The sequence below is a fragment of the Amnibacterium flavum genome (assembly GCF_003097495.1).
Classification (GTDB): domain Bacteria; phylum Actinomycetota; class Actinomycetes; order Actinomycetales; family Microbacteriaceae; genus Naasia; species Naasia flava.
The window spans coordinates 1-20634 of sequence record NZ_QEOP01000006.1; the positions used below are offsets into that span (position 1 = coordinate 1).

Annotated in this window: 26 protein-coding genes; 18 read left to right on the forward strand and 8 right to left on the reverse strand. The window is 66.3% G+C overall.

Features of this window, described 5'->3' with window-relative positions:
• On the forward strand, positions 1-565 hold a 565-nt coding region (locus DDQ50_RS16540; protein ID WP_476692340.1), incomplete at its 5' end, for an NAD(P)/FAD-dependent oxidoreductase.
• The gene (locus tag DDQ50_RS16545) at positions 562-951 is read left to right on the forward strand and encodes an arsenate-mycothiol transferase ArsC (protein ID WP_116757916.1); all 390 of its coding nucleotides are present in this window, start codon (positions 562-564) and stop codon (positions 949-951) included. The genes DDQ50_RS16540 and DDQ50_RS16545, both read left to right, overlap by 4 nt.
• Positions 952-953: 2 nt before the next feature.
• On the opposite strand, the gene DDQ50_RS16550 is transcribed toward DDQ50_RS16545, so the two are convergent.
• A complete protein-coding gene (locus DDQ50_RS16550; RefSeq protein WP_116757917.1) occupies positions 954-2288 on the reverse strand; it encodes an NAD(P)-binding domain-containing protein in 1335 nt (444 codons plus the stop codon).
• Positions 2289-2366: 78 nt separating this feature from the next.
• Between DDQ50_RS16550 and DDQ50_RS16555 the strand changes: the two genes are divergently transcribed.
• A complete protein-coding gene (locus DDQ50_RS16555; RefSeq protein WP_116757973.1) occupies positions 2367-2717 on the forward strand; it encodes an ArsR/SmtB family transcription factor in 351 nt (116 codons plus the stop codon).
• Entirely contained in the window at positions 2714-3223 is a 510-nt protein-coding gene (locus tag DDQ50_RS16560; protein WP_116757918.1) for a GNAT family N-acetyltransferase, read from the forward strand. The genes DDQ50_RS16555 and DDQ50_RS16560 overlap by 4 nt, the downstream gene beginning before the upstream one ends.
• A 163-nt stretch (positions 3224-3386) precedes the next feature.
• Here the strand turns inward: DDQ50_RS16560 and DDQ50_RS16565 are convergent, their stop codons facing one another.
• On the reverse strand, positions 3387-3698 hold the full coding sequence (locus DDQ50_RS16565; protein ID WP_116757919.1) for a thioredoxin family protein: 312 nt from the start codon (positions 3696-3698) through the stop codon (positions 3387-3389).
• Positions 3699-3823: 125 nt separating this feature from the next.
• On the opposite strand from DDQ50_RS16565, the gene DDQ50_RS16570 reads away from it, so the two are divergent.
• Positions 3824-4162: an ArsR/SmtB family transcription factor gene (locus DDQ50_RS16570; protein ID WP_116757974.1), complete on the forward strand. Its 339-nt coding sequence runs from the start codon at positions 3824-3826 to the stop codon at positions 4160-4162.
• A complete protein-coding gene (locus DDQ50_RS16575; RefSeq protein WP_116757920.1) occupies positions 4159-4827 on the forward strand; it encodes a cation efflux transmembrane domain-containing protein in 669 nt (222 codons plus the stop codon). Before DDQ50_RS16570 ends, DDQ50_RS16575 begins: the two co-directional genes overlap by 4 nt.
• Before the next feature lie 45 nt (positions 4828-4872).
• Here the strand turns inward: DDQ50_RS16575 and DDQ50_RS16580 are convergent, their stop codons facing one another.
• Together DDQ50_RS16580 and DDQ50_RS17570 are read right to left on the reverse strand one after the other, a co-directional pair.
• Positions 4873-5529, reverse strand: coding sequence for a nucleotidyl transferase AbiEii/AbiGii toxin family protein (locus DDQ50_RS16580; RefSeq protein WP_240614495.1), 657 nt, complete (start codon positions 5527-5529; stop codon positions 4873-4875).
• Positions 5526-6425, reverse strand: coding sequence for a recombinase family protein (locus DDQ50_RS17570; protein WP_240614497.1), 900 nt, complete (start codon positions 6423-6425; stop codon positions 5526-5528). Before DDQ50_RS17570 ends, DDQ50_RS16580 begins: the two co-directional genes overlap by 4 nt.
• A 291-nt stretch (positions 6426-6716) precedes the next feature.
• Here DDQ50_RS17570 and DDQ50_RS16590 point away from each other — a divergent pair, with 291 nt between their 5' ends.
• From DDQ50_RS16590 to eno, 6 genes are all read left to right on the forward strand, one after another.
• Entirely contained in the window at positions 6717-7223 is a 507-nt protein-coding gene (locus tag DDQ50_RS16590; protein ID WP_060915497.1) for a universal stress protein, read from the forward strand.
• Entirely contained in the window at positions 7220-7963 is a 744-nt protein-coding gene (locus DDQ50_RS16595; RefSeq protein ID WP_055960826.1) for a 2,3-bisphosphoglycerate-dependent phosphoglycerate mutase, read from the forward strand. The genes DDQ50_RS16590 and DDQ50_RS16595 overlap by 4 nt, the downstream gene beginning before the upstream one ends.
• 89 nt (positions 7964-8052) lie before the next feature.
• Positions 8053-8463 (forward strand): CrcB family protein, encoded by a 411-nt coding sequence (locus tag DDQ50_RS16600; RefSeq protein WP_055962328.1) that lies wholly within the window; start codon positions 8053-8055, stop codon positions 8461-8463.
• Entirely contained in the window at positions 8460-8831 is a 372-nt protein-coding gene (locus DDQ50_RS16605; RefSeq protein ID WP_055960823.1) for a fluoride efflux transporter FluC, read from the forward strand. The genes DDQ50_RS16600 and DDQ50_RS16605 overlap by 4 nt, the downstream gene beginning before the upstream one ends.
• A 26-nt stretch (positions 8832-8857) precedes the next feature.
• A complete protein-coding gene (locus tag DDQ50_RS16610) occupies positions 8858-9343 on the forward strand; it encodes an inorganic diphosphatase (RefSeq protein WP_055960822.1) in 486 nt (161 codons plus the stop codon).
• A gap of 145 nt (positions 9344-9488) precedes the next feature.
• Positions 9489-10823: a phosphopyruvate hydratase gene (gene eno / locus DDQ50_RS16615; RefSeq protein ID WP_083393829.1), complete on the forward strand. Its 1335-nt coding sequence runs from the start codon at positions 9489-9491 to the stop codon at positions 10821-10823.
• On the opposite strand, the gene DDQ50_RS16620 is transcribed toward eno, so the two are convergent.
• A complete protein-coding gene (locus tag DDQ50_RS16620) occupies positions 10808-11734 on the reverse strand; it encodes a LysR family transcriptional regulator (RefSeq protein WP_055960820.1) in 927 nt (308 codons plus the stop codon). The two genes, eno and DDQ50_RS16620, sit on opposite strands and share 16 nt — an antisense overlap.
• Before the next feature lie 171 nt (positions 11735-11905).
• Here DDQ50_RS16620 and DDQ50_RS16625 point away from each other — a divergent pair, with 171 nt between their 5' ends.
• The 5 genes from DDQ50_RS16625 to DDQ50_RS16645 all read left to right on the forward strand — a co-directional run bounded on the left by DDQ50_RS16625 (position 11906) and on the right by DDQ50_RS16645 (position 16501).
• Positions 11906-12970: a TDT family transporter gene (locus DDQ50_RS16625; protein ID WP_240614499.1), complete on the forward strand. Its 1065-nt coding sequence runs from the start codon at positions 11906-11908 to the stop codon at positions 12968-12970.
• Positions 12967-13539, forward strand: coding sequence for a uracil-DNA glycosylase family protein (locus DDQ50_RS16630; protein WP_055960816.1), 573 nt, complete (start codon positions 12967-12969; stop codon positions 13537-13539). Before DDQ50_RS16625 ends, DDQ50_RS16630 begins: the two co-directional genes overlap by 4 nt.
• Positions 13540-13679: 140 nt before the next feature.
• Positions 13680-14282, forward strand: coding sequence for a recombinase family protein (locus tag DDQ50_RS16635; protein ID WP_055960814.1), 603 nt, complete (start codon positions 13680-13682; stop codon positions 14280-14282).
• Between the two features lie 6 nt (positions 14283-14288).
• A complete protein-coding gene (locus tag DDQ50_RS16640; protein WP_071301383.1) occupies positions 14289-15692 on the forward strand; it encodes a Mu transposase C-terminal domain-containing protein in 1404 nt (467 codons plus the stop codon).
• Positions 15689-16501, forward strand: a complete 813-nt coding sequence (locus DDQ50_RS16645; protein WP_116757921.1) for an AAA family ATPase — start codon at positions 15689-15691, stop codon at positions 16499-16501. Before DDQ50_RS16640 ends, DDQ50_RS16645 begins: the two co-directional genes overlap by 4 nt.
• Positions 16502-16730: 229 nt before the next feature.
• On the opposite strand, the gene DDQ50_RS16650 is transcribed toward DDQ50_RS16645, so the two are convergent.
• Complete coding sequence (locus DDQ50_RS16650) at positions 16731-17309, reverse strand: tape measure protein (RefSeq protein ID WP_116757922.1); 579 nt, start codon at positions 17307-17309, stop codon at positions 16731-16733.
• Between the two features lie 147 nt (positions 17310-17456).
• Here DDQ50_RS16650 and DDQ50_RS16655 point away from each other — a divergent pair, with 147 nt between their 5' ends.
• Positions 17457-18242: an RNA polymerase sigma factor gene (locus DDQ50_RS16655; protein ID WP_240614500.1), complete on the forward strand. Its 786-nt coding sequence runs from the start codon at positions 17457-17459 to the stop codon at positions 18240-18242.
• Between the two features lie 732 nt (positions 18243-18974).
• Here the strand turns inward: DDQ50_RS16655 and DDQ50_RS16665 are convergent.
• Both DDQ50_RS16665 and DDQ50_RS16670 read right to left on the reverse strand, forming a co-directional pair.
• Entirely contained in the window at positions 18975-19880 is a 906-nt protein-coding gene (locus DDQ50_RS16665) for a F510_1955 family glycosylhydrolase (RefSeq protein ID WP_116757925.1), read from the reverse strand.
• Positions 19881-19976: 96 nt separating this feature from the next.
• On the reverse strand, positions 19977-20582 hold the full coding sequence (locus tag DDQ50_RS16670) for a DUF305 domain-containing protein (RefSeq protein WP_116757976.1): 606 nt from the start codon (positions 20580-20582) through the stop codon (positions 19977-19979).
• Positions 20583-20634: the final 52 nt, after the last annotated feature.

Below are 20634 nucleotides of genomic sequence, written 5' to 3' on the forward strand. Positions count from 1 at the left end.
TGAGGCCATGCGCACCGGGCTGCCCCACGTCTGGTCAGCAGGCGACGGGGTCGTGACCCACCACCGCCTGATGGGTGTCACCTACCTCCCGTTGGGTACCACCGCGCACAAACAGGGTCGCGTCGCGGGCGAGAACGCGCTCGGCGGCAACGTGCGCTTCGCCGGCTCCGTGGGCACTCAGGTCGTCAAGGTCTTCGACCTGGTCGCATCCCGCACCGGGCTCCGCGATCACGAAGCCCTCGCCCACGGGTTCTCTCCCGAGACGGTGGCCGCGGTGGCGGATGATCACAAGAGGTACTACCCGGGCGCGCAGCCGATCTCGATTCGCATCACCGGCGACACCGGTGACGGGCGGCTACTCGGTGCTCAGCTGGTCGGCCGACTTGGCACCGAGACCGCGAAACGGGTCGACACCTATGCCACCGCGCTCTATGCAGGGCTGTCGATGGAGCAGGTCAGCGAACTCGACCTGTCCTACACGCCGCCGCTGGGGTCCCCGTGGGATGCGGTGCAGGTGGCCACTCAGCAGTGGACTCGCACTCTGCAGGCAGGAGTTCACGCATGAGCACCCAGACGGTTCTGTTCATCTGCCAGCACAACGCTGGCCGCTCGCAGCTCGGCGCCGCCCTGCTCGAGCACCTCGCCGGCGACCGATACTCCGTCGACTCGGCCGGGCTGTCACCTGCCGATGAGGTGAACCCGGCTGTTGCCGCCACGGTCGCGGAACTCGGCATGGACATCAGCGATCGCACGCCCCGCGCTGTCACGGTCGAGGATCTCGAAGGTGCCGACGTTGTTGTGCTCATGAAACCGGGCCTTGAGCTGCCGGCGGCTCCGAGGGGCAGGGTCCTCGAGTGGTCGTTCCCGAACCCGGAGGCCTGGGACGTCGAGGCCGTCCGCCCCTTGCGGGAAGCGGTCGCTCAGAAGATCAGCGACGCATTCCTGACCTGACCTCAGTTGGAGAGGCTGACGAGGCCCTCGATCTGGCGGCGCCCGATCGTCACGTTCTGCTGAAGCACCGGGGGTGCGCAGCATGCGCCGGCACTGGCGGAGGGGTTGTCGAACAAGCCTGAGCCGCCGCAGACGCCGGTCTCGGGAAGAACGAGTTCGACGCGGCGGGCGGCTTCGTGGTCGCCGGCGAGTTCTGCCACGACGCTGCGAACCTGCTCGTAACCCGTCATGGCCAGGAAGGTTGGTGCCCGACCGTATGACTTCGCCCCGACGATGTAGAGCCCGGGCTCGGGGTGGGCAAGGTCTGCTGCGCCGGTGGCGCGCACGGACCCGCAACTGTGCAGGTTGGGGTCCACCTCCTGCGCAATCCGCACCGGGGCCTGCAAGGTCGGATCGAGTTCGAGGCGGAGTTCGCTGAGGAACGAGAGGTCTGGGCGGAACCCGGTGAGGGCCACCACTTGGTCGGCCGCTGGCAGTTCGCGGCCGTCTTCGGCGATGAGGACAGCACCGGCGGGGGTGGAGCGCACTTCTTGCACCCGGAATCCGGTGAGCAGGTTGACGGCTCCTGCTTCCACCAGCGCGCGGGCGCGAAGCCCGAGGGCGCCGCGCTCGGGCAGTTCATCGGCGGCGCCGCCGCCGAACGCGTTCGCGGCGTCGCCGCGGCGCAGAACCCACGTGATGCGGGTGTCCGGGTGGTAGCGGGCGATCCGTGACAGTTCGATGATGGCCGTGAGCGCAGAGTGCCCGCTGCCGAGGACGATCGTGTGGGCGCCGGCGAACGGCTCCCGGTTGCCGAAGTCCGGAATCCGGTAGGAGACGAATGGGGACGATGTTTCTCCGAGGGCGGGGAGGCCGTCGGCCCCTGCCGGGTTGGGTCGGTTCCAGGTTCCTGACGCGTCGATCACCGCTCGGGCCTCGATTCGGGACTCTGTTCCTTCGGCGTCGACGATGTGCAGCGTGAACGGGGTCGATCCTCGCTGCTCATCGACCAGACGATCACGGCCACGGCGCCCGATGCCGGTCACCGTGGTGCCGTAACGGATTCGACCCGTCAGTGCTTCGGCGAGGGGCGCGAGGTAGGCAGAAACCCATTGACGGCCCCGCGGATACCCTGTCGGCTGGGTCCAGCCGGTGGGTTGCAGGAGACGTGCCGCTGCGGCGTCGACGAGTTCGGGCCATTCCGAGAACAGCCGGACGTGGCTCCAATCGGTCACTGCGGCTCCCGCGGTGGCGCCCTTCTCGAGCACGAGCGGCTCGATTCCGCGCTCGACGAGGTGCGCGGCGGCGGCGAGTCCTTGCGGACCGGCTCCGATGACGACGACAGGCAGCTCTTCCACGTCAACTCCTCATATCGACTACGATCGATACATTGAGGCTGGTCGATACATCGACGTTTGTCAATGCGAGGAGTGATGATGACTGATTCAGGGACTCCCACTCTGCAACTGAGTGCAGCGTGCTGCGCTCCCGCGTCAGCGGAGGCGCTGCAGGCGCCTGCCGCGGAGGAGCTTGCCAAGGTATTTCGTGCGCTCGGAGATCCCAATCGGGTGCGTCTGCTCTCCCTGATCGCAGCCAGCGACAGTGGCGAGATGTGCATCTGCGACCTCACCGATCCGGTCGGACTCAGTCAGCCAACGGTGTCCCACCACATGAAGCAGCTCGCCGAGGCGGGCCTGGTCTCCCGGGAACAGCGCGGCCGATGGGCGTACTTCCGGGTCATCAACGGCACCCTGATGGCTGCCGCGAAGACCCTTCTGCCGGCATGAGCCGCGTCGCCGTCAGGGCGATGACCGCAGAGGACTGGCCCGCTGTCGAGCGCATCTACTCCGACGGCATCGCAACCGGTCACGCGACCTTCGAACCGTCACCGCCCGCCAGCTGGGAGGCGTTCATCGAGTCGAAGCACCCGGAGCTGCGCCTGGTGGCAGTAGTCGACGGCATGATCGCGGGATGGGCGGCCGCCTCGCCGGTATCTGGCCGAGCTGTGTATCGAGGAGTGGTCGAGCATTCCGTCTACGTCTCGCCCGCCGCTCAGGGCCAACGGGTGGGAACCGCTCTCCTTGCCGAACTCATCGCGGTAGCGGAGGAAGTCGGGATTTGGACGATCCAATCGAGCATTTTTCCCGAGAATAAGGGCAGCCTGCGTCTCCACCAGCGTCTGGGGTTCCGGCAAGTGGGCACCCGGGAGCGCATAGCCCGGATGACCTACGGCCCAGTTGCCGGCGAATGGCGGGACACCATCCTCGTCGAGCGCCGAAGAGTATCGGATTGAGAGACTCCGAGCGGGCTAGCTCGTGCGGCTCTCTCGATCGCCGAAAGGCCGCAGAGCTATCCAGAGACCGCATCGCCGGCAGATGAACGACGAACCATCGGCCACCGAATGGAGTTGCCGACGAGCCCGAGGGCGCCCGCAGCACGAGCAAACGAAGGTTGCTTCAGTGCTCATGAGACGCGATGGCTTCGGAGATTTGCTCGACGGTCGGGAGCCCTGCTGTTCCTTCGGGAGTGAAGTAGATGCGACACGCAAGATCGCGCGTCACGCCTCCGTTGGGGAAGAGATCCCGCCCATCCAGAGTGATGGTGGGTGATCCCGCGAACGGAACTAGTGCCGCCTCTTCTGCAGACTCGATGAGTCGGTAAGTGACTTTCGCGTTCGGTGTGCCGTTCAGCGCGAGGGCTTCTTCTATGCGCTGACCCGCGGCGATCCAGTTCGGGCAGTCATCGATGTGCAGGACCTCGATCATCATCTGATGATCATCCTCCGAACAGGCATCACCTGCTCAACGAGAGTTGCAGCTGGGCGTGATGGACAGACCTAAATCGCCGTCGGTACACGATTCCCTTTATTCAGCCTTCTATGTACTGTGGGGTGATGTCCACGGCTACAGCGACCGTCTCTCATACCGCTGCGTTAGCGCGTCTGGGTCATGCTCTGTCCGACTCGACACGTACGGGGGTTCTCCTCGCGCTCCGCGAGGCTCCCGCGTACCCATCCGATCTGGCCGACGCGCTCGGGGTGAGTCGGCAGGTGATGTCGAATCAGCTGGCGTGCCTGCGTGGCTGCGGCCTGGTGGAGGCGGTGCCAGACGGGCGACGAACTTGGTATCGGCTCGCGGACTCACACCTTGCTCCGGCCTTGGACGAGTTACTGCGAGTTGTTCTCTACGTCGAGCCCGGCTGCTGCGCCGGAGAAAGTTGCACCTGCGCATGACCACCACCGCGCCTCTCGCTGACGAGCGCAAGCACACCCTGCAACGCCGCATTCGATGGATTGTCGGCGCGACGATCACCTACAACCTCATCGAGGCGGTCATCGCGATCGCTGCTGGGACTGCCGCTTCCTCTGCCGCACTGATCGGGTTCGGCCTGGACTCGACCATCGAAGTTCTCTCTGCCGCTGCCGTCGCATGGCAGTTCACCCGCCGGGATCCTGAGCGCTGGGAAAAGGGAACGCTTCGGGTCATTGCGGTCGCGTTCTTCGCCCTCGCCGCATACGTCACCGTCACCTCACTCTTCGCGATCATCGGTCAGGTCGAAGTCCGACACTCGACGCTCGGCATCGTCATCACCGCGATCAGCGTCGTCGTGATGCCGTTCCTCTCGCTCGCAGAGCGGCGAGCCGGCCAAGAGCTCGGCTCCGCCACAGCCATCGCGGACTCGAAGCAGACCCTGATCTGCACCTACCTGTCGGCGGCGGTCCTCGTGGGGCTCCTCGCGAACAGCCTCTTCGGATGGTGGTGGGTCGACGCGATCGCCGGCCTCGTCATCGCCGTCTTCGCAATCCGCGAAGGCATCGAGGCGTGGCGCGGCGACTCCTGCGCCACCTCAGTCGGAATGCTTCTCGATGACGAACAGGACGACGATCACCAGCACTGAGCGGAGCCCCGGGCACATCCACTCACTACAGGGTGGAAGGCGCGCTCACTGCTCTAGCTGCTGGCGCAGTAGCTCCGCCCAGTCGGTGAGGCGGCGTTTGATGGCGGCCAGCTCGTCGCTGTCGACGCCATACTCCTTGAGGTCGTCGAGGACGAGTCGGTTCGCGCGTTCGAGTTGACGGGCGAACATGCTGATGTCGAAGCCGGGGTCGCGCTCGGCCGCGGCGGCAACTAACTCGGCGTCGGTGTAGTGCCCCGAAGCACGGATGGCGTCGACGTCGAAGAAGTCGCGGGCTTCGGCCCTGCCATAGAGGGCGGAGATTTTGTTTCCGATCGCGTCCTGGATACTGAGGACGGGTCCGACCTCGAGGGTGACCGGCTCGACCTCACGCCAGTCCATACCCATATCGACGTCGACTTGTTGGCCAGCATCGGTGCGTACCTGCAGACGGGCGAACTGTTCCGTGCGCCGAGCCAGGTCGACGCTGTATCCGGCCACAATGAGGGCGTCGACGACCCGGTCGACCGCTGCACCAAAACTGGGCTCGTTGGTGTTCGAGGTGAACAGGTCTACGTCCTCGCTGAGACGGCTGATAACGCCGTGTTCACGGATTGCACCGCTTCCCGCGAGTGCGAATCCGCTCGCTCCGGCAGCGTCCAAGGCAATCCGGGTGACGGCGCGCTGCAGCTCGAGCGCGTTCACGCGGAGACCGAGGCGCGTAGCTCTGGGAACTGCTCTTCCCAGAGCGAGCGGACCCGGTCGGGCAACGCAAGTTCGCTCCAGTTATTGAGCAGGACGTCTCGATTGAGGATCTGAGTCTGCTCTTGGGCAGTGCCTTCGCGGAGTGCGGCCTGGTAGGTCTTGCGAACCCCAGCCGGCGTATCAAGGTTGACCGTCCGGTCCGGCCCCCAGTAGACGGAATGGGGCAGTTCCAGCACTCCCCTGGCTGGTCCCCGCAAGTCCTCGAGGGTGGCGGGAGTCTCGTATGGCTTGATGTCGCGGAAGAAGACCCGCCGCTCAGGCGGCGCCGACTCTTCCTCATCGAGCTTGGAGAGAGCGCGGGTGACAGACGACGCTCCGACCCCGAGCACACCAGCGATGTGGGCGATGCTGCGTTTGTCGGCTCGCATCCGTTGGGCTTCTGCGATCCGTTCTGGCGTCATGACGGATGGGCGGCCGCCGGTGCGGCCCTGGGAGCGAGCGAAGTCGAGACCGCGGATGGTGTTTTCGCGGATGGTGTCGACGCGCAGCTGCGCGAAGACGGCAACGATCCCGAACAGCGCACGGCCCATTGGGGTCGTGGTGTCGATCATGGGTTCGGTGAGGCTGCGGATGTTCACGCCACGGCGCTCGAGGTCATTGAGCGTTTCGATGATGATGCGCTCGGATCCGCCAAGGCGATCGAGGCGGCGAACCAGGAGGGTGTCGCCATCCCGGAGATACTCGAGGCAGGCAAGCCATTGTGGGCGATCGGCAATTCGGCTGGATTCACCGTGGTCTACGAAGACTCGGTGGGCGCCGGCCGCGCGCAGCTCAGCCTCTTGGGCTTGCGGGTTCTGCTCGCGCTTGGACACCCGCGCGTATCCGACGACATTCACACTTCAACTTTACCGCCGAAAACGGTCGAATGCGGGTTTCGGTGCGTTTGGGTTTCGGTGGAGAGTTTCGGTTGGTTGTGGGCAGCTTCGCTCCGTGTCGTCGGAATCGCTTCCTTCGGTGTCGGGACGTCGCGGGTGCGCGAGACGGCCCGCGTGACTTGGGGTTCGGGTGCATAATGGTGGTGTCTTCGGACCCGGTAGTGGGGCTTGCCGGACCCAACCTCGACAGTTGTCGACAACAGTCCCTATCTCAGCTGGTCGCGCTTCTGCGCGCCTGAGGTAGGGAGTGTCATGACAGCACCAATCGGTTCCGGACCGGTCGTCGTCGGCGTCCTGCCCGGCCTCGCTCCGGGGGTCATCGAGGTTGCGTCGTCTATCGCGCGGCGCTTCGGTACGACGCTGGTGTGCGTCAGCGTGGATGCATCGCTCTTCGATGCCGGTACGCGCTCGGACGGGTCGGTGATGGTGGAACCGATCGACCCTGACACCGCTGACACGACACCGCAGGGCTTGTCGGACAGTGACAAGGCGGCAGTACGTGCTGCCGCAACGACCTACGGCGTCGACGTCACGTTCGTCCCGGGTGTCGGGGATCCGAGCCGGGCACTGTCGCAGGTGGCCGAAGACCGCGACGCGGCGATGCTGGTCGTCGGGGCCAGGACGGGAGCGGGTCGAATCGCGGAGTTCTTCACGGGGTCGGTCGCGGTACGGCTGACCCATCAGCAGCACCGTTCAGTGCTCGTAGTGCCCGTTGATCCGGTCGGGTTCGATGCCCCACTGCCGTGGGACACCCCGTGACCGGCCAGCTTGTTCTGCTCCGCCACGGACAGAGCACTGCGAACGCTGCCGGTACCTTCACCGGCTTGCGAGACGTCGCGCTGACCGAACAGGGCAGCGCCGAAGCGAATCGGGCTGGGTTGCTACTTCTGCATGCCGGCATCCGACCGGACCTCGTGCTCACGTCGACGCTCGAGCGGGCGCTCCACACGGCGGAGCTCGTCACCGACGTCCTCGGACGTGATGCGCCGATCGAGTCGACGTGGCGGTTGAACGAGCGGAACTACGGCGCCCTCACCGGCATGTCCAAGCAGAATGCGCAAGCGGCGTTGGGGGCGGAGCAGTTCTTCGCTGTTCGTCGGACCCGCACGGGACGGCCACCACGCATGTCGATCCGCGCGTGGCTGGCGCTCCGGCGGACGCCGGCGCTTCGTGGACTGCCGTGGGCGGCACTTCGTCGAACCGAAACACTCTCCGACGTCATCCGCCGGGTCCAACCCGTCCTGTCGCACAGCATCACCCCGGCACTCCGCGACGGGCAGACAGTGCTCGTCGTCGCGCACGGCAACTCACTGCGGGCACTGTGTGCCTGCATGGACGGCCTAACTGACGGTGAGCTCGCGGACCTGAACCTCCCCACGGGCGAACCCCTGATCTACCGGTTCGACGGCGACGGTGGGTTCTGTCCGCGGGGTGGGGAGTACCTGCATCCGGCAGCACGAGCAGCAGCGGCAGCGGTCGCTGCGGAAGGTGGAACATGACCTCCCGAACGGACACGCACCTGCCCGATGGGCAGCTCCCGCCCGACCCAGACATCGACGCCAACGACCCGGAACGTATCGACCGGCCAGTGCATCTGCGGTGGCGGTACCTCGGTGTCGTCGCACTCGGCGGCGCCATCGGTACCGCCGCACGCGACGGACTCAGCACCGCGTTCCCCGCTCAGCAGGAGGTGTCCTGGGCGATCTTCTGGATCAACATCGCCGGCGCGCTCCTACTGGGTGTGCTGCTGGAACACCTCGCGCATCGCGGACCTGACGAGGGTCGCCGCCGGACACTGCGCCTGCTTCTGGGAACCGGTGTCCTCGGCGGGTTCACCACCTACAGCACCCTCGCGACCAGCACCGCGGTGTTGTTCCTCGCTGGCCGCGGGTTGGCCGGCACCGGGTACGCGCTCCTGACGGTCCTCGCCGGCGCGATCGCCACCGGTAGCGGCCTCGCGATCGCGGGTTTGGTCCGACCGAACGGGGCCACATCATGAGCGCCCTGGCCTTCCTCAGCGTCGCGGTCGCTGGCGGTGTCGGCGCGGCCGCACGGTTCTTCGTGGATGGTGCGATCAACCGGGGTCGGCAGTTCCGGCTCCCGGTCGGGACGCTGACGATCAACATCACCGGCTCGTTCCTGCTGGGCTTGATCACCGGCGCCGCCGGTCACCTCGGCGCCACCCCCGTCGCGGTGCTCGGAACAGGGCTCATGGGTGGCTACACCACGTTCAGCACCGCCAGCTTCGAGACCGTCCGCCTCGCACGCACTGGCCGCACCACCGCGGCTGCCGTGAACGGGCTCGGGATGCTCGTCGTCTCCGTCGCCGCAGCCGCCGGGGGCGTCACCCTCGGCACCCTCACTTGACCATCCGACTGGGAGACGAACAGCTCATGCACTTCGACATCACGATCGAGATCCCCCGCGGCAGCGGCAACAAGTACGAGGTCGACCACGCCACCGGACGGATCCGCCTGGACCGGGCGGTGTTCACCAGCATGGTGTTCCCGCAGGACTACGGCTCGATCGACGACACTCTCGGCGATGACGGCGACCCCCTCGACGCGCTCGTGCTGCTGCCCCGGCCCACGTTCCCCGGCGTCGTCATCGACGTCCGCCCGGTCGGGATGCTCCGCATGGTCGACGAGAACGGCGGCGATGACAAGATCCTCACCGTCCCCGCCGGAGACGTCCGCTTCGACCACGTCCAGGACATCTCCGACGTCGCCGAGCCGGTCCTGGCGGAGATCGAGCACTTCTTCGCCCACTACAAGGAGATCGAGCACGGCAAGCACGTCACCACCAACGGGTGGGCGAACCGTGTCGACGCCGAAGCCATCATCCGCGCCGCACAGGAACGGTTCACCCCGCACCCCTGACCGGCACCCGCGCACCCGACACCATCCAGTGCGCGCCCTGAACCGCCGTGGGGAGGCAACTGGCGCCCAGTGATCGCCAGGAGGTCGTCCCTCCGCCTCCCCGCGGCCCACACCCGCACGACCAACCCGAAAGGCGACAACCGCCGTGAACGACTACATCAGCAACGTCCACCACACCACCCACCATCAGGGCGAGTACGTGACCCACACCAGCCGCCCCGTCACCATCAGCAGCCTGCACGGCTCCCGGATCCTCGACTCCCGCGGCTACCCGACGATCCAGGTGCGTCTCGAGCTCGAGGACGGCACCGTCGTCACCGGTGACGCCCCCGCAGGCGCATCCACTGGCGCGCATGAGGCTGTCGAGCTTCGCGACGGCGGCAGCAGCTACGGCGGCCGCGACGTGAGCCAGGCACTGCACCTCATCACGACGGACGTCGCACCGATGATCACCGGCCAGTCGTGGACCTCGATCGGGCAGGCCGACGCCGCCCTCGCTGCCCTCGACGGCACCCCGAACCACCGCCGGCTCGGCGCGAACAGTGTCGTCGCGACCTCGATCGCGATGGCACGCGCTCTCGCCGCCGCAGCGGAGCTGCCGCTCTGGCGTTGGATCGCAGACGTCACCGGCAGCACGCCCCGCCTGCCCGTCCCGCACTTCAACGTGCTCAACGGCGGAGCGCACGCAGCGAACGCGCTCGACTTCCAGGAGTTCATGATCGCCCCGGTGAACGCCGAGACCATGACCGACGCGGTTCGGATCGGATCGGACGTCTACCACGCGCTGGCGGCACTGGTCCGGGAACGGTTCGGCAGTCTCGGTCTCGGGGACGAAGGCGGCTTCGCCCCGTCGATCGCCGCGCCCGAGGAGGCCCTCGACCTCCTCGTCGCCGCGATCAGTGCCGCCGGTTACGAGCCCGGCGTGGACACCGTCGCGATCGCACTCGACCCGGCGGCGAACGAGTTCGCGCTCGGTGACGGTAGCTACCGGGTCGTGGACCGCCGGCTCGACCGCGCAGGCATGGTCGACTACTACCGCGACCTCATCAGCCGGTATCCGATCCGGAGCATCGAAGACGGCTTCTCCGAAGATGACCACGGCGGCTGGAAGGCGATGTCGTTCGCGCTCGGCGACATGCTCCAGATCGTCGGCGATGATCTCTACGTCACCGATCCGCAGCGCATCCGCGACGGTGGGAAGGACGGGCTCTCGAACGCGGCGCTCATCAAGCCGAACCAGATCGGCACCGTCTCCCAGACCCTCGACGCGATCGGCGTCGCACGCTCGCTCGGGATGCGGAGCATGGTGTCGCACCGGTCCGGCGAGACCACCGACACGTTCATCGCGGACCTCGTCGTCGGCACCGGAACCGGACAGATCAAGTCCGGCGCACCCGCCCGCGGAGAACGCGTCGCCAAGTACAACCGGCTCACCGAGATCGCGGAGAACAATCCGGAGCTGCCCTACGGGCTGCGCTGACCCCGACCGGTCACCTCGTGGGCGACGCGCAGGAAAGCAGAACCAGCTGGCTGAGGCTCTCCCGACCAGATCGCCCGCAACGGCCGGGCAAGTGGCGGCCCAGCGAGCGGGACCCGCACCAGCGACCCGTCGTTGATGTCGGCGGCGACCGTGCGAAGGCTCATCACCGCCGGTGCAATTCCAGCCTGCGCGTTCGCCCGGATGATGCTCGTGGTCTCCAGCACCGCGGCCGGAACCGACATGCTCAAACCGGCCTCCCTGAGCCATGCGGCGAGGGTCGCGCGAGTTCCGGAACCTTCTTCCCGCAGGAGCAGAGCCGTCGCCGCCAGGACCTCCGCAGTGATCCCGGTCGACCGAGCCCAGGGATGTTCCGGCGCAACGACGACCGCGAGCTCATCGTCCGCGATCACCTGCGCGGACACACCTGCCGCCGTCACCGGGGTCTCCGTGAACCCGAGGTTCGCGCCACCCGACTGCACGAGGTCCGTCACCGCGGCGGAGTTGCCCGCGATCAGGCGCACCCGCACGTCGGGTTCGCGGCGGCGGAATTCGAGCAGCCAGCCCGGCAGCAGCAGCTCCGCGATCGTCTGTGACGCTGCGACGACGAGCGAACCCGTGGGAGTCCGCAGCGCAGCCACTCCTGCTTCGAGGTGGCGAGACGCGTCGAGGACCGGTCCGGCCAGCCCGACGACGAGCCTGCCGGTCTCGGTCAGCACCGACCCCGTGGTCGAGCGGTGCACCAACAAGTGACCGACCATGCGCTCGGCGACCCGGATCCGAGCAGACACTGCCTGTTGCGTGACGCCGAGCGCTCCAGCGGCAGCGGAGAGGGAGCCGGTCTCGGCGACGCGTGCGAGCACGTCGAGTGTGTCGAGGTCGAGGGTTCGGTCCGTGAGTCGCCGTAGTGCCACAATCATTGATTGTGCCCTGCCAAGAGGTTCCGGGTACCGCCAGAGGCAGGATTCGCGCAGGCTTGGCCCATGACAACGCTCCGCACGGACCCTGCACCCGCGAACGGTAGCCAGCTGCCCCAACGGCCGCAGACGGCGTTGTTCCGTGACCTGGAGCGGCCAGGCCTGATCGTGTCGAATCTCACACCGAACTGGTTCGCGTCGATCATGGGCACGGGGATCGTCGCTGTCGCAGCTGCGTCACTGCCGCTGCAGTTCCCCGGGCTGCGCCTCGCGGCGACGGTCGTGTGGGCGATCGCCGCGGTGCTCCTCGTCGCCCTCACGACCGCGACGGTGCTGCACTGGATCCGCTACCGGAGCACTGCAGCCGGGCACCAGCTCAACCCGGTGATCTCGCACTTCTACGGCGCACCACCGATGGCGTTCCTCACCGTCGGCGCCGGGACACTCCTGCTCGGCAAGGACTGGGTCGGCCTGCCCGCCGCCGTCACCATCGACTGGGTCCTGTGGACCATCGGCACCATCGGAGGACTGCTCACGGCAGTGCTCGTGCCGTACCTGGCGTTCACCCGCCACGAGAACAAGCCCGACTCCGCGTTCGGCGGCTGGCTGATGCCGATCGTCCCGCCGATGGTGTCCGCCTCCACCGGTGCGCTCCTGCTGCCGTACGCCCCCGCCGGGCAGGCGCGGGAGACGCTGCTGTGGTCCTGCTACGGCTTCTTCGGCCTCAGCCTCATCACGTCGCTGGTCGTGATCACGCTGATCTGGAACCGTCTCGCGCAGCACAAGGTCGGGGCCGCCGGCATGGTCCCGACTCTGTGGATCGTCCTCGGGCCGGTCGGACAGTCGATCACCGCGGTGAACCTCCTCGCATCGAACGCCCCCACCGTTGTCGATGCGAGTACCGCGCATGCCCTGCTGGTCGTGGCGCTGGTGTACGGGTTCGCGATGCTCGGCTTCGCGCTGCTGTGGACCGTCATCGCCCTCGCGATCACCATCCGCACTGCCCGCGAACACTTGCCGTTCAGCCTGACTTGGTGGTCCTTCACGTTCCCCGTCGGGACCTGCGTCACCGGCCTGAACGGGCTCGCCCTGCACTCAGGCCTGACCGTCGTTGCCGTCCTCGCCGTCATCTACTACGCCGGCCTCGTCGCCGCATGGATCACCGTTGCCCTTCGCACCTTTCACGGATCCGTCATCCGTGGCACCCTGCTGGCACCGCCACAGCCGGCATGAGTACCCCCGAGGAACTCGCTGACGTTCGATCGCTGAACGGTCTCGCGGAGACGTGGCGGACCGCGCCCGACGGCAGCCGACGGTTCGTCCCGAGCTTCGACCCACGATCCGGCGGCAGATTCAGCCGTGTCCTGGTCCTGATGCAGTCGCCTGGCCCCCAGACCATCGCCGCAGCGCACGCAGCGATCTGCAGCGAGGACAACCCGGGCCCGACCGCGGCCGCGTTCCGAGCAGCCCGTATCGAGTCCGGACTCGCACGCGGCGAGTACGTCCGCTGGAACCTTGTCCCATGGGAACTGCCCGACCGCGTGCGACTCGAGGACATCGACGAGGGGCGGCATGCCCTCGCCACACTGCTCGCGGCCCTCCCCGCTCTCACTGCGATCGTCACGTACGGGGCCGTTGCCCTCGACGGCGTCATGCGACACTTCACCCTGGACGAGCACCCCCGACTCCTTCCGGTCATCGCAGCACCACATCCGTCTCCCGCCAACGGCCGCCACCGATCGGAACAACACCTCCGTTCCGTGCAAGCACTCCGGCTCGCCGCGCGAGCGCGGCAGACGTAACAAATACGAACGATTCCGCTACAACTATCCGTACCGGCGCTCAGTCCGGGTGCGAGGCGCCGTGTCTTGTAGCGGAACCCAGTCCCAGAATCTACGTGCCGCCACTACCCCTCCTGGTCGAGTTTCGCTACGTTCTCTTCATGGGTCACCTTCTCGGGTATGCGCGCGTGTCCACCACAGACCAGGACGCGTCGCTGCAGATCGACGCGCTCAACGCCGCTGGCTGCTACCGCGTGTTCGTCGACACCATGTCCGGGTCGCTCCAACACCGGCCCGAGCTCGACAAGCTCCTCGACCAGCTCCGCCCCGGCGACACTCTCGTCGTCTGGCGACTCGACCGGCTCGGCCGGTCCATCCGGCACCTCATCGATCAGCTGCACGCTCTCGCCGAGCGCGGCATCGGGTTCCGGTCCCTGCAGGAGACCATCGACACCACCTCGCCCGGCGGCCGGCTCGTGTTCCACGTCTTCGCCGCGTTGGCGGAGTTCGAACGGGACCTCATCAAGGAACGCACCAACGCCGGCCTCGCCGCCGCTCGAGCCCGCGGCCGCACCGGCGGCCGACCATCTCGGCTCTCCGCGGACCAGGTGCGCACCGCACGCCGGCTCTACGAACAGCAGGACATGACCGTCGCGCAGATCGGCGACGTGCTCGGCGTTAGCCGCACCACCATCTACCGTGCACTCGCGAAGCACGCCGAGCCCGTCGCGGCGCGACGAACCAAGCCTTCCCCAACGATGTAGCTGGCTATGGACGCGAGCGAGCGGTGGGGCATCCTTCGACTGCACGTCGAGGACGCCATCCCGCTCGCCACCCTGGCCCGCACCACGGGCGTCGCTGAGCGCACCCTGCAACGCTGGTTGGCCCGCTACCGAACCGGCGGATACCCGGCTCTCGCCGACGGCACCCGCACCGATCACGGCGCCCGACGGACGGCACCGGAACTGGTGCGCCTGATTGAGGGGCTCGCACTCACCAAGCCACGACCTTCGATCGCCACGATTCACCGCCAGGTCGACAATTACTGCACCAAACGAGGTCTCTCAGCGCCGTCGTACTCCGTTGTGCGGTCGATCGTGAACGGGCTTGATCCCGGGATGGTGACGCTCGCGCTTGAGGGGCCCGCGTCATATCGGGACAAGCACGAACTGCTGCTCCGACGTCGTGCGGATCGCCCCAACGCGATCTGGCAGGCGGACCACACGATGCTCGATCTGCTCATCGTCGGACCCGACGGCAAGCCCGAACGGCCGTGGTTGACGGTGATCCTCGACGACTACTCCCGCGCGGTCTGCGGGTACATGGTGTTCCTCGGCGCCCCATCCGCCGCGAACACCGCGCTCGCGCTCCGGCAAGCGATCTGGCACAAGCCGGAACCGGACTGGCCTGTCTGCGGGATCCCAGACGTGCTCTACACAGACCACGGGTCCGACTTCACCAGCCACCGAATCGGCGACACCGCCGCCGTGCTGCACCTCCGCATCATCCACTCGCAGGTCGCTCGCCCCCAGGGCCGCGGGAAGATCGAGCGGTTCTTCGGCACCATCAACACCGAGCTGCTCCCAACGCTCCCCGGCCACCTCGCACCCGGATCCTCGGCGCCGGCGCCGACGCCGGCGCTGGATCTCGCCGGTGTCGACAGTGCCATCAACACGTTCATCCGCCGCTACAACGCCCGCATCCACCGCGAGCTCCGGAAGAGCCCACTGGAAGCGTGGATCGCAGACGGGTGGCTGCCACGAATGCCGGACTCCCTCGAGCAGCTCGACGGGTTCCTGCTCACCGTCCCGACCACGCGTGTCGTGCAACGAGACGGCATCCACTTCGAAGGGCTCCGCTACACCGCAACCACTCTCGCACCCTTCGTGGGCAGCACCGTCAGCGTCCGGTACGACCCCCGCGACGTCACCGAGATCCGTGTCTTTCACCGCGACGCGTTCCTGTGCACCGCGATCAGTACCGCGCATCAGACCGAGACCATCAGTCTCAAGCAGATCCAGGCCGCCCGGAACGCGCAACGAAGAGCCCTGCGCGGGCAGATCCGCGAACGCATCGCGATCGTCCGCCCCACACCCGATGATCACACCCCACCAGCACCCGCACCGGCACCGGATCAACCGCGACTGATGACCTACGAGGAGGACCGGTCATGACGACCCAGTTCATCATCACGAAGGAACACCGTCGGTTCGCGGAGTTCGCCGACGCCGTCCGGAAGCAGAACACCATCGGCGTCTGCTTCGGCCCCGCTGGCGTCGGCAAGACCCTCTCCGCACGCCGCTACGCCCACTGGGACAGCATCGGCCCGTTCATCGCCAGATGGGCCGCACGCAGCGAAGACGACACGAAGATCTACGCCGCCGCCCACCGAGCCCGCACCGTCTTCTACACGCCCGAGGTCTCCGCCACGATGCGCGCCCTGCAGGACGACCTCCGGCACGACATGCTCCGCACCGAACGCTGCATCGAGGAACACCTCCTGCTCCAGGGTCGCCACTTCGACCACGCACACGGCCCCAACCCGTCCCTGCTCGAGCTGATCATCATCGACGAGTCCGAACGCCTCACCGGCAACGCGATCGAGTGGCTCCGCGACCAGTACGACCGCACCGGCATAGCGATGATCCTCATCGGCATGCCCGGCATCGAGAAGCAGTTCAGCCACTACCCGCAGCTCTACAGCCGCCTCGGTTTCGCCCACCAGTACCGTCCGCTCGGCCACGACGAGCTGCTCTTCGTCCTCGAACGTCAATGGCGCAAGCTCGGCAAGACGCTCGACCCCGACGACTTCACCGACGCGCAAGCCATCGCCGCCGTCGAACGCATCACCCGCGGCAACTTCCGGCTCCTTGAGCGCCTCCTCCCTCAGATCCAACGCGTCCTGAAGATCAACGAGCTCGACGTCATCACCAACGACGTCGTCGAGGCCGCCCGCAGCACCCTCGTCATCGGCACCACCTGACCCGACACCGATCGCAGCGAAAACGACGACACAGAGCGAGGCTGCTCACAGGTTGGTTGAATCGCCGAAGCCCCGTACCAACATGGCCCCCCGCGGAATCTGCACCGAAAACGATCGTTATCGGTGCAGCGCCGCGCATCGGAAACGAGCGCTCTTGGGAACGCCACCAACCGCTCCTTGTTCACGCTAGCGACTCTCCCGCGGAAGGAGCGGAACGCCAGTTCGCCGATCAGCCGGCTGGGTACATCTCTCGAAAGCGGGCGTATGCGGTGGGATCTGCAGCCAGCTCCATAGCGGCTCGCTGGGTGCGTAGCGCCTCGGCTTGAAGGGCCGCGCCGGTGTCGCCGCTTCCGTCGATCAGGGTCTTCAGACGCTGGGTCAAGGGTGCTCCGATCCCTTGTCTGAAGTTGAATCCGAGCAGCTGCAAGATGTTCACCGTTTCGCCGGATAGCAACGGTTTGAACGTCTGAATCTGTTGCTTGAGCTGCGCACCTTCAGCCTTGTTTCCCATGCCGTCTGCGAGTTGCTCGAGCAGCGGCACAACCGTGTCGGTGATGTAGCGAATGTCCCCAGGCGTGAGCTGTTGCGCGACCAGTTCTTGCTGATATGCCTGAGCGATGCGCGTCAGCTCGTTTTTGTCGGCGATGAGATCCGAGACGATTTGTTCAAGGGCGGCAACCTGATCGGTCGCGGACTTTGAGGCGCGCATCGCGCCGATCTTGTCGGTGATAGCGGACGCGGTGTTCCGGGCAGCGCTGGCGGCGAGTTGAATGCCCAGTTCTGCGAGTTGCGGCGTGAGGTCATCCATGTCCTGAGCATGCCACCGCTGACCGCGACTCGCTCGACTGTCGCGGGCGGGCGTCTTCCGGCGAGGGGATATGGCGAATGTCGTACATATGAGGGATCGTGATGGCAATCACCTGGCCAGCACGAGATCGAGGAGCTCATGCCGGACGTGGACGACGAGGACGAGGACTCCTTCGCCGCGCGCTCCGACAAGTGGGCTCGAAAGCTCGCTTGGCTCGCTGACGCCGATCGCGATAAGGCCGAGGAGCGGGTCGACCGGCTCGCGGGCGACCGCGAGCTCGCTGCGGATCTGCGCAGTTCGGGTTTCGCTGGCCGAAACTATGAGGCCTTCGCCAACGAGATCGCGAGGTACGGGTGGGCGGTCATCCGTGGCTGGATCTACAAGGGACAGATCGCAACCGAAGTGAAGCGCAAAGGGTTCGGAGCGCTCGAGCCCGAACCGCGCCGCGGCGCGATGATCGAGGAAGCGGAGAGCCTCGCCGACGAGACTGTAGTCCTGGCGCTGACCGGCTTCCGCGACAAGGTGCTCCTCCCCGGTAAGTGGGATCCTGCCAAAGGCGCTTCGTTGCGCACCTATTTCGTTGGTCAGTGCCTGCTGCAGTTCAGCAATGTCTACAAGACCTGGCGCCGTCAGGAGCTCCGCTCTTACGTCGAGCCATGGCAGTCAGACATCGATCGCGAACTTGATGACTTCGAGGATGGATCGGCGGAGTCGACGCCTGGCCCGGATGAAGGCGCGGCCCTGCGGGAGGAGTTGCGGCGCGCGTTCGGGAAGATCACCGATCCGCGGGCCCGGGCAGCCTTCTACCTCAGCGCCACTCACGGCTACACCCACGATGAGATCGGGCAGAAGCTTGGTATCACGGGGAAGGCGGTCGAGTCGGTCCTGGCCCGCGCTCGACTGCAGGTGAAGGAAGGACGGGAGACAGCATGAGTGATCAGTTCCGCGGCAAGATCGAGCGCTCGTCGTTCGGCACTGCGGGGGCGAAGGCGGCCCGCCGATCCGTGCCGGCCGACAAGGCTCAGTCGTTGGTGTCCCGCTCGCTTGCGGCGAAAAAGAGCACCGATAATCGTTCTCCTCGCCGCGAGGGGAAGTAGCCGGTTATGTACATATACCGAGATGCCGGGACAACAACGGCAACAACTGAAAATGGCCGCCTCGTTCGAGCGAGACGGCCAGCAAGCCCTGAGATGTCAGGTCTCGACCAGAGCACTGACTGTATCTGAGTTGGCAGCCGCAACCTAGCGGCGCTCTACCCTCGGGCCGTTCCGGCAAACCGAACACAGTAGAGGAAATAACTTATGGCAACTGTCAATCGATCCGCGAAGAGCGGCCGCTTTGTCTCGAGCGCTGCGGCTGCACGCTGGCCCGGAAAGACCACCACGGAGCGGGTGGGGTCTGGGACCCGCAACTCAACGACCGTTCATAGGTCCGCGTCAACAGGTCAGTTCGTGACCGAGTCGGCCGCAGGACGCAACCGGGGCGGCACCATCAGTCAGCGCGTGTAGCGCTGACGAGGGCGGGTTCGTAGCGTCCTGATCGCTGCGGACTCGCCCTTGCTGGGTGCTTGGGCGACCCGAAACGCGCGCGCTGTCTTGGGCCGCGCCGGGCTGGGGAGGCGCGAGGCGTGTCCTTCACTCCCCTCTAACTGTGTCGTTCGAGTGATCAAAGCGCAGGCTGCAGAATGCTCCAGGTGCGACCGTAGTCCTCGGTAACCGCGATACCTCGGTCGTCTGCAATGACCAGGCGAGTGGTGCTCGGTTCTACAGTCATCGCTTGTGGGTTTCCTTCGACGGTCCCTTCTTGCACCCATCCGCCCTCACCTGCGGATTGCCGCCATATGACCCCGTCGGTGTCGACGCCGACGAGTCGCCCGTCCTGCGCACCGTCGTTGCTGATGAGGAAGAGCGCGGGTGCGTCAGGAACGAGCTGGAAGGTAGCTCCTCCGTCGCTGCTTCGGGCGAGGCCAGCGTCAGTGGTGGCGTAGACGTTCCCCGAGGAGTTGGGTGGGGCCGCGAGGTCGCGGGCTGTGAGTTCGGCACCTTTCTGCCAGCTGTTGCCGGCGTCGTCGCTTCTGTAGACCGTCGAATCACTTGAGGAGAGGCCGTAGATCGTTTCTGGTTTGTACCGATCGACGGCCAGGGCGTGAAAGTCGACGGCGCCTGCCAGCGAGACAGTGGTCCAGGTCTCTCCTTGGTCGGTGCTACTGATCAGGCCGAGGTGGGGAGCCCCGAAGCTTTGAGGGGTGTTTGGGCCGGGATGGCCGGATGCGTAGGCGGTTCCATTGACGAGGGTGAACCCCATTGCGTCGATGTCGAGGTCGCCGATAGGCCCAGACACCGTGAGCGTGTCGGCGTCGTCGTCGAGTTTGTAGATGCCTTCGTGGGTGGCGACGGCGAGCTGGTCGTCATGGGGATCAAAAGCTAGTCCATGGATGTGCGCGAACGCCTCCTGTGCGGACGCTTCGGGAGTTTCGTCGGTCGAGCAGCCTGTGAGTATCAGGGCGGCGAGAACGAGTGAACTAGCGGCGGCTAAGTGGAAGCGACGGGTCGAGACGTGTTGTGACAGCACCAGAGGTCCTCTCTGTGGAGTTGGCCCTATTGGTGGGCGCGACAAAGGGGGAAGGTGGTGCCGCAGCGTTGCAGTTGCGGCACCACCCTTCTTGGCTTAGAGCGTGGTCAGCAGATCTTGCATGGTGGCGATCTCGGCGGTCTGGTCGTCGATGATCTTCTGGGCTAGAGCGAGGGCGTCCTCGTTCTGTCCGTTATCAAGTTCGGTCTGCGCCATGTCGATAGCGCCTTCGTGGTGCATGGTCATTTGCTCAAGGAACAAGCGCGCAGCGTCGGTACCGGTCGCGGCCTCGAGCGCGGCCATGTCTTCTTCGGACATCATCATTCCGCCGTGATCCATGCCGGACATGTCGCCCTCGGCGCCCCACTCCTCGAGCCACGAGTTCATGGTCTCGATTTCCGGGGTTTGGGCGGCCTTAATGGTCTGGGCCAGTTCGACGACTCGCACGTCGATGCCTTCCTTGGCCAGCAGAACGTCGGACATCTCAATCGCGCCCTGGTGGTGGGCGACCATTTCCATCGCGAAGCTGGTGTCAGCGTCGTTGAAAGTGGCGCCCGCCTCCGAGGTGGCGGTGGGTGCGGAGCTACTGCTGCCGCCGTGGTCCATTCCAGCCATGCCGGCCCCTCCCCCGTTTGCGCATCCGGAGAGGATGAGGGTTGTGGCCAGGCCAGCGGTGGCGAGCAGGATGGTGCGTTTCTTCATCACGATTGTCTTCTTTCGTTACTTCATCAACAGATCAGGGATCGACCGTGCT

Excerpts from the sequence above, each read along its gene's own strand:
- DDQ50_RS16570 (WP_116757974.1), top strand. The coding sequence starts at position 3,824 with ATGTCCACGGCTACAGCGACCGTCTCTCATACCGCTGCGTTAGCGCGT.
- DDQ50_RS16635 (WP_055960814.1), top strand. The coding sequence starts at position 13,680 with ATGGGTCACCTTCTCGGGTATGCGCGCGTGTCCACCACAGACCAGGAC.
- DDQ50_RS16645 (WP_116757921.1), top strand. The coding sequence starts at position 15,689 with ATGACGACCCAGTTCATCATCACGAAGGAACACCGTCGGTTCGCGGAG.
- DDQ50_RS16560 (WP_116757918.1), top strand. The coding sequence starts at position 2,714 with ATGAGCCGCGTCGCCGTCAGGGCGATGACCGCAGAGGACTGGCCCGCT.
- DDQ50_RS16605 (WP_055960823.1), top strand. The coding sequence starts at position 8,460 with ATGAGCGCCCTGGCCTTCCTCAGCGTCGCGGTCGCTGGCGGTGTCGGC.
- DDQ50_RS16640 (WP_071301383.1), top strand. The coding sequence starts at position 14,289 with ATGGACGCGAGCGAGCGGTGGGGCATCCTTCGACTGCACGTCGAGGAC.
- DDQ50_RS16610 (WP_055960822.1), top strand. The coding sequence starts at position 8,858 with ATGCACTTCGACATCACGATCGAGATCCCCCGCGGCAGCGGCAACAAG.
- DDQ50_RS16545 (WP_116757916.1), top strand. The coding sequence starts at position 562 with ATGAGCACCCAGACGGTTCTGTTCATCTGCCAGCACAACGCTGGCCGC.
- DDQ50_RS16590 (WP_060915497.1), top strand. The coding sequence starts at position 6,717 with ATGACAGCACCAATCGGTTCCGGACCGGTCGTCGTCGGCGTCCTGCCC.
- DDQ50_RS16670 (WP_116757976.1), bottom strand. The coding sequence starts at position 20,582 with ATGAAGAAACGCACCATCCTGCTCGCCACCGCTGGCCTGGCCACAACC.
- DDQ50_RS16565 (WP_116757919.1), bottom strand. The coding sequence starts at position 3,698 with ATGATGATCGAGGTCCTGCACATCGATGACTGCCCGAACTGGATCGCC.
- DDQ50_RS16650 (WP_116757922.1), bottom strand. The coding sequence starts at position 17,309 with ATGGATGACCTCACGCCGCAACTCGCAGAACTGGGCATTCAACTCGCC.
- DDQ50_RS16555 (WP_116757973.1), top strand. The coding sequence starts at position 2,367 with ATGACTGATTCAGGGACTCCCACTCTGCAACTGAGTGCAGCGTGCTGC.
- DDQ50_RS16575 (WP_116757920.1), top strand. The coding sequence starts at position 4,159 with ATGACCACCACCGCGCCTCTCGCTGACGAGCGCAAGCACACCCTGCAA.
- DDQ50_RS16630 (WP_055960816.1), top strand. The coding sequence starts at position 12,967 with ATGAGTACCCCCGAGGAACTCGCTGACGTTCGATCGCTGAACGGTCTC.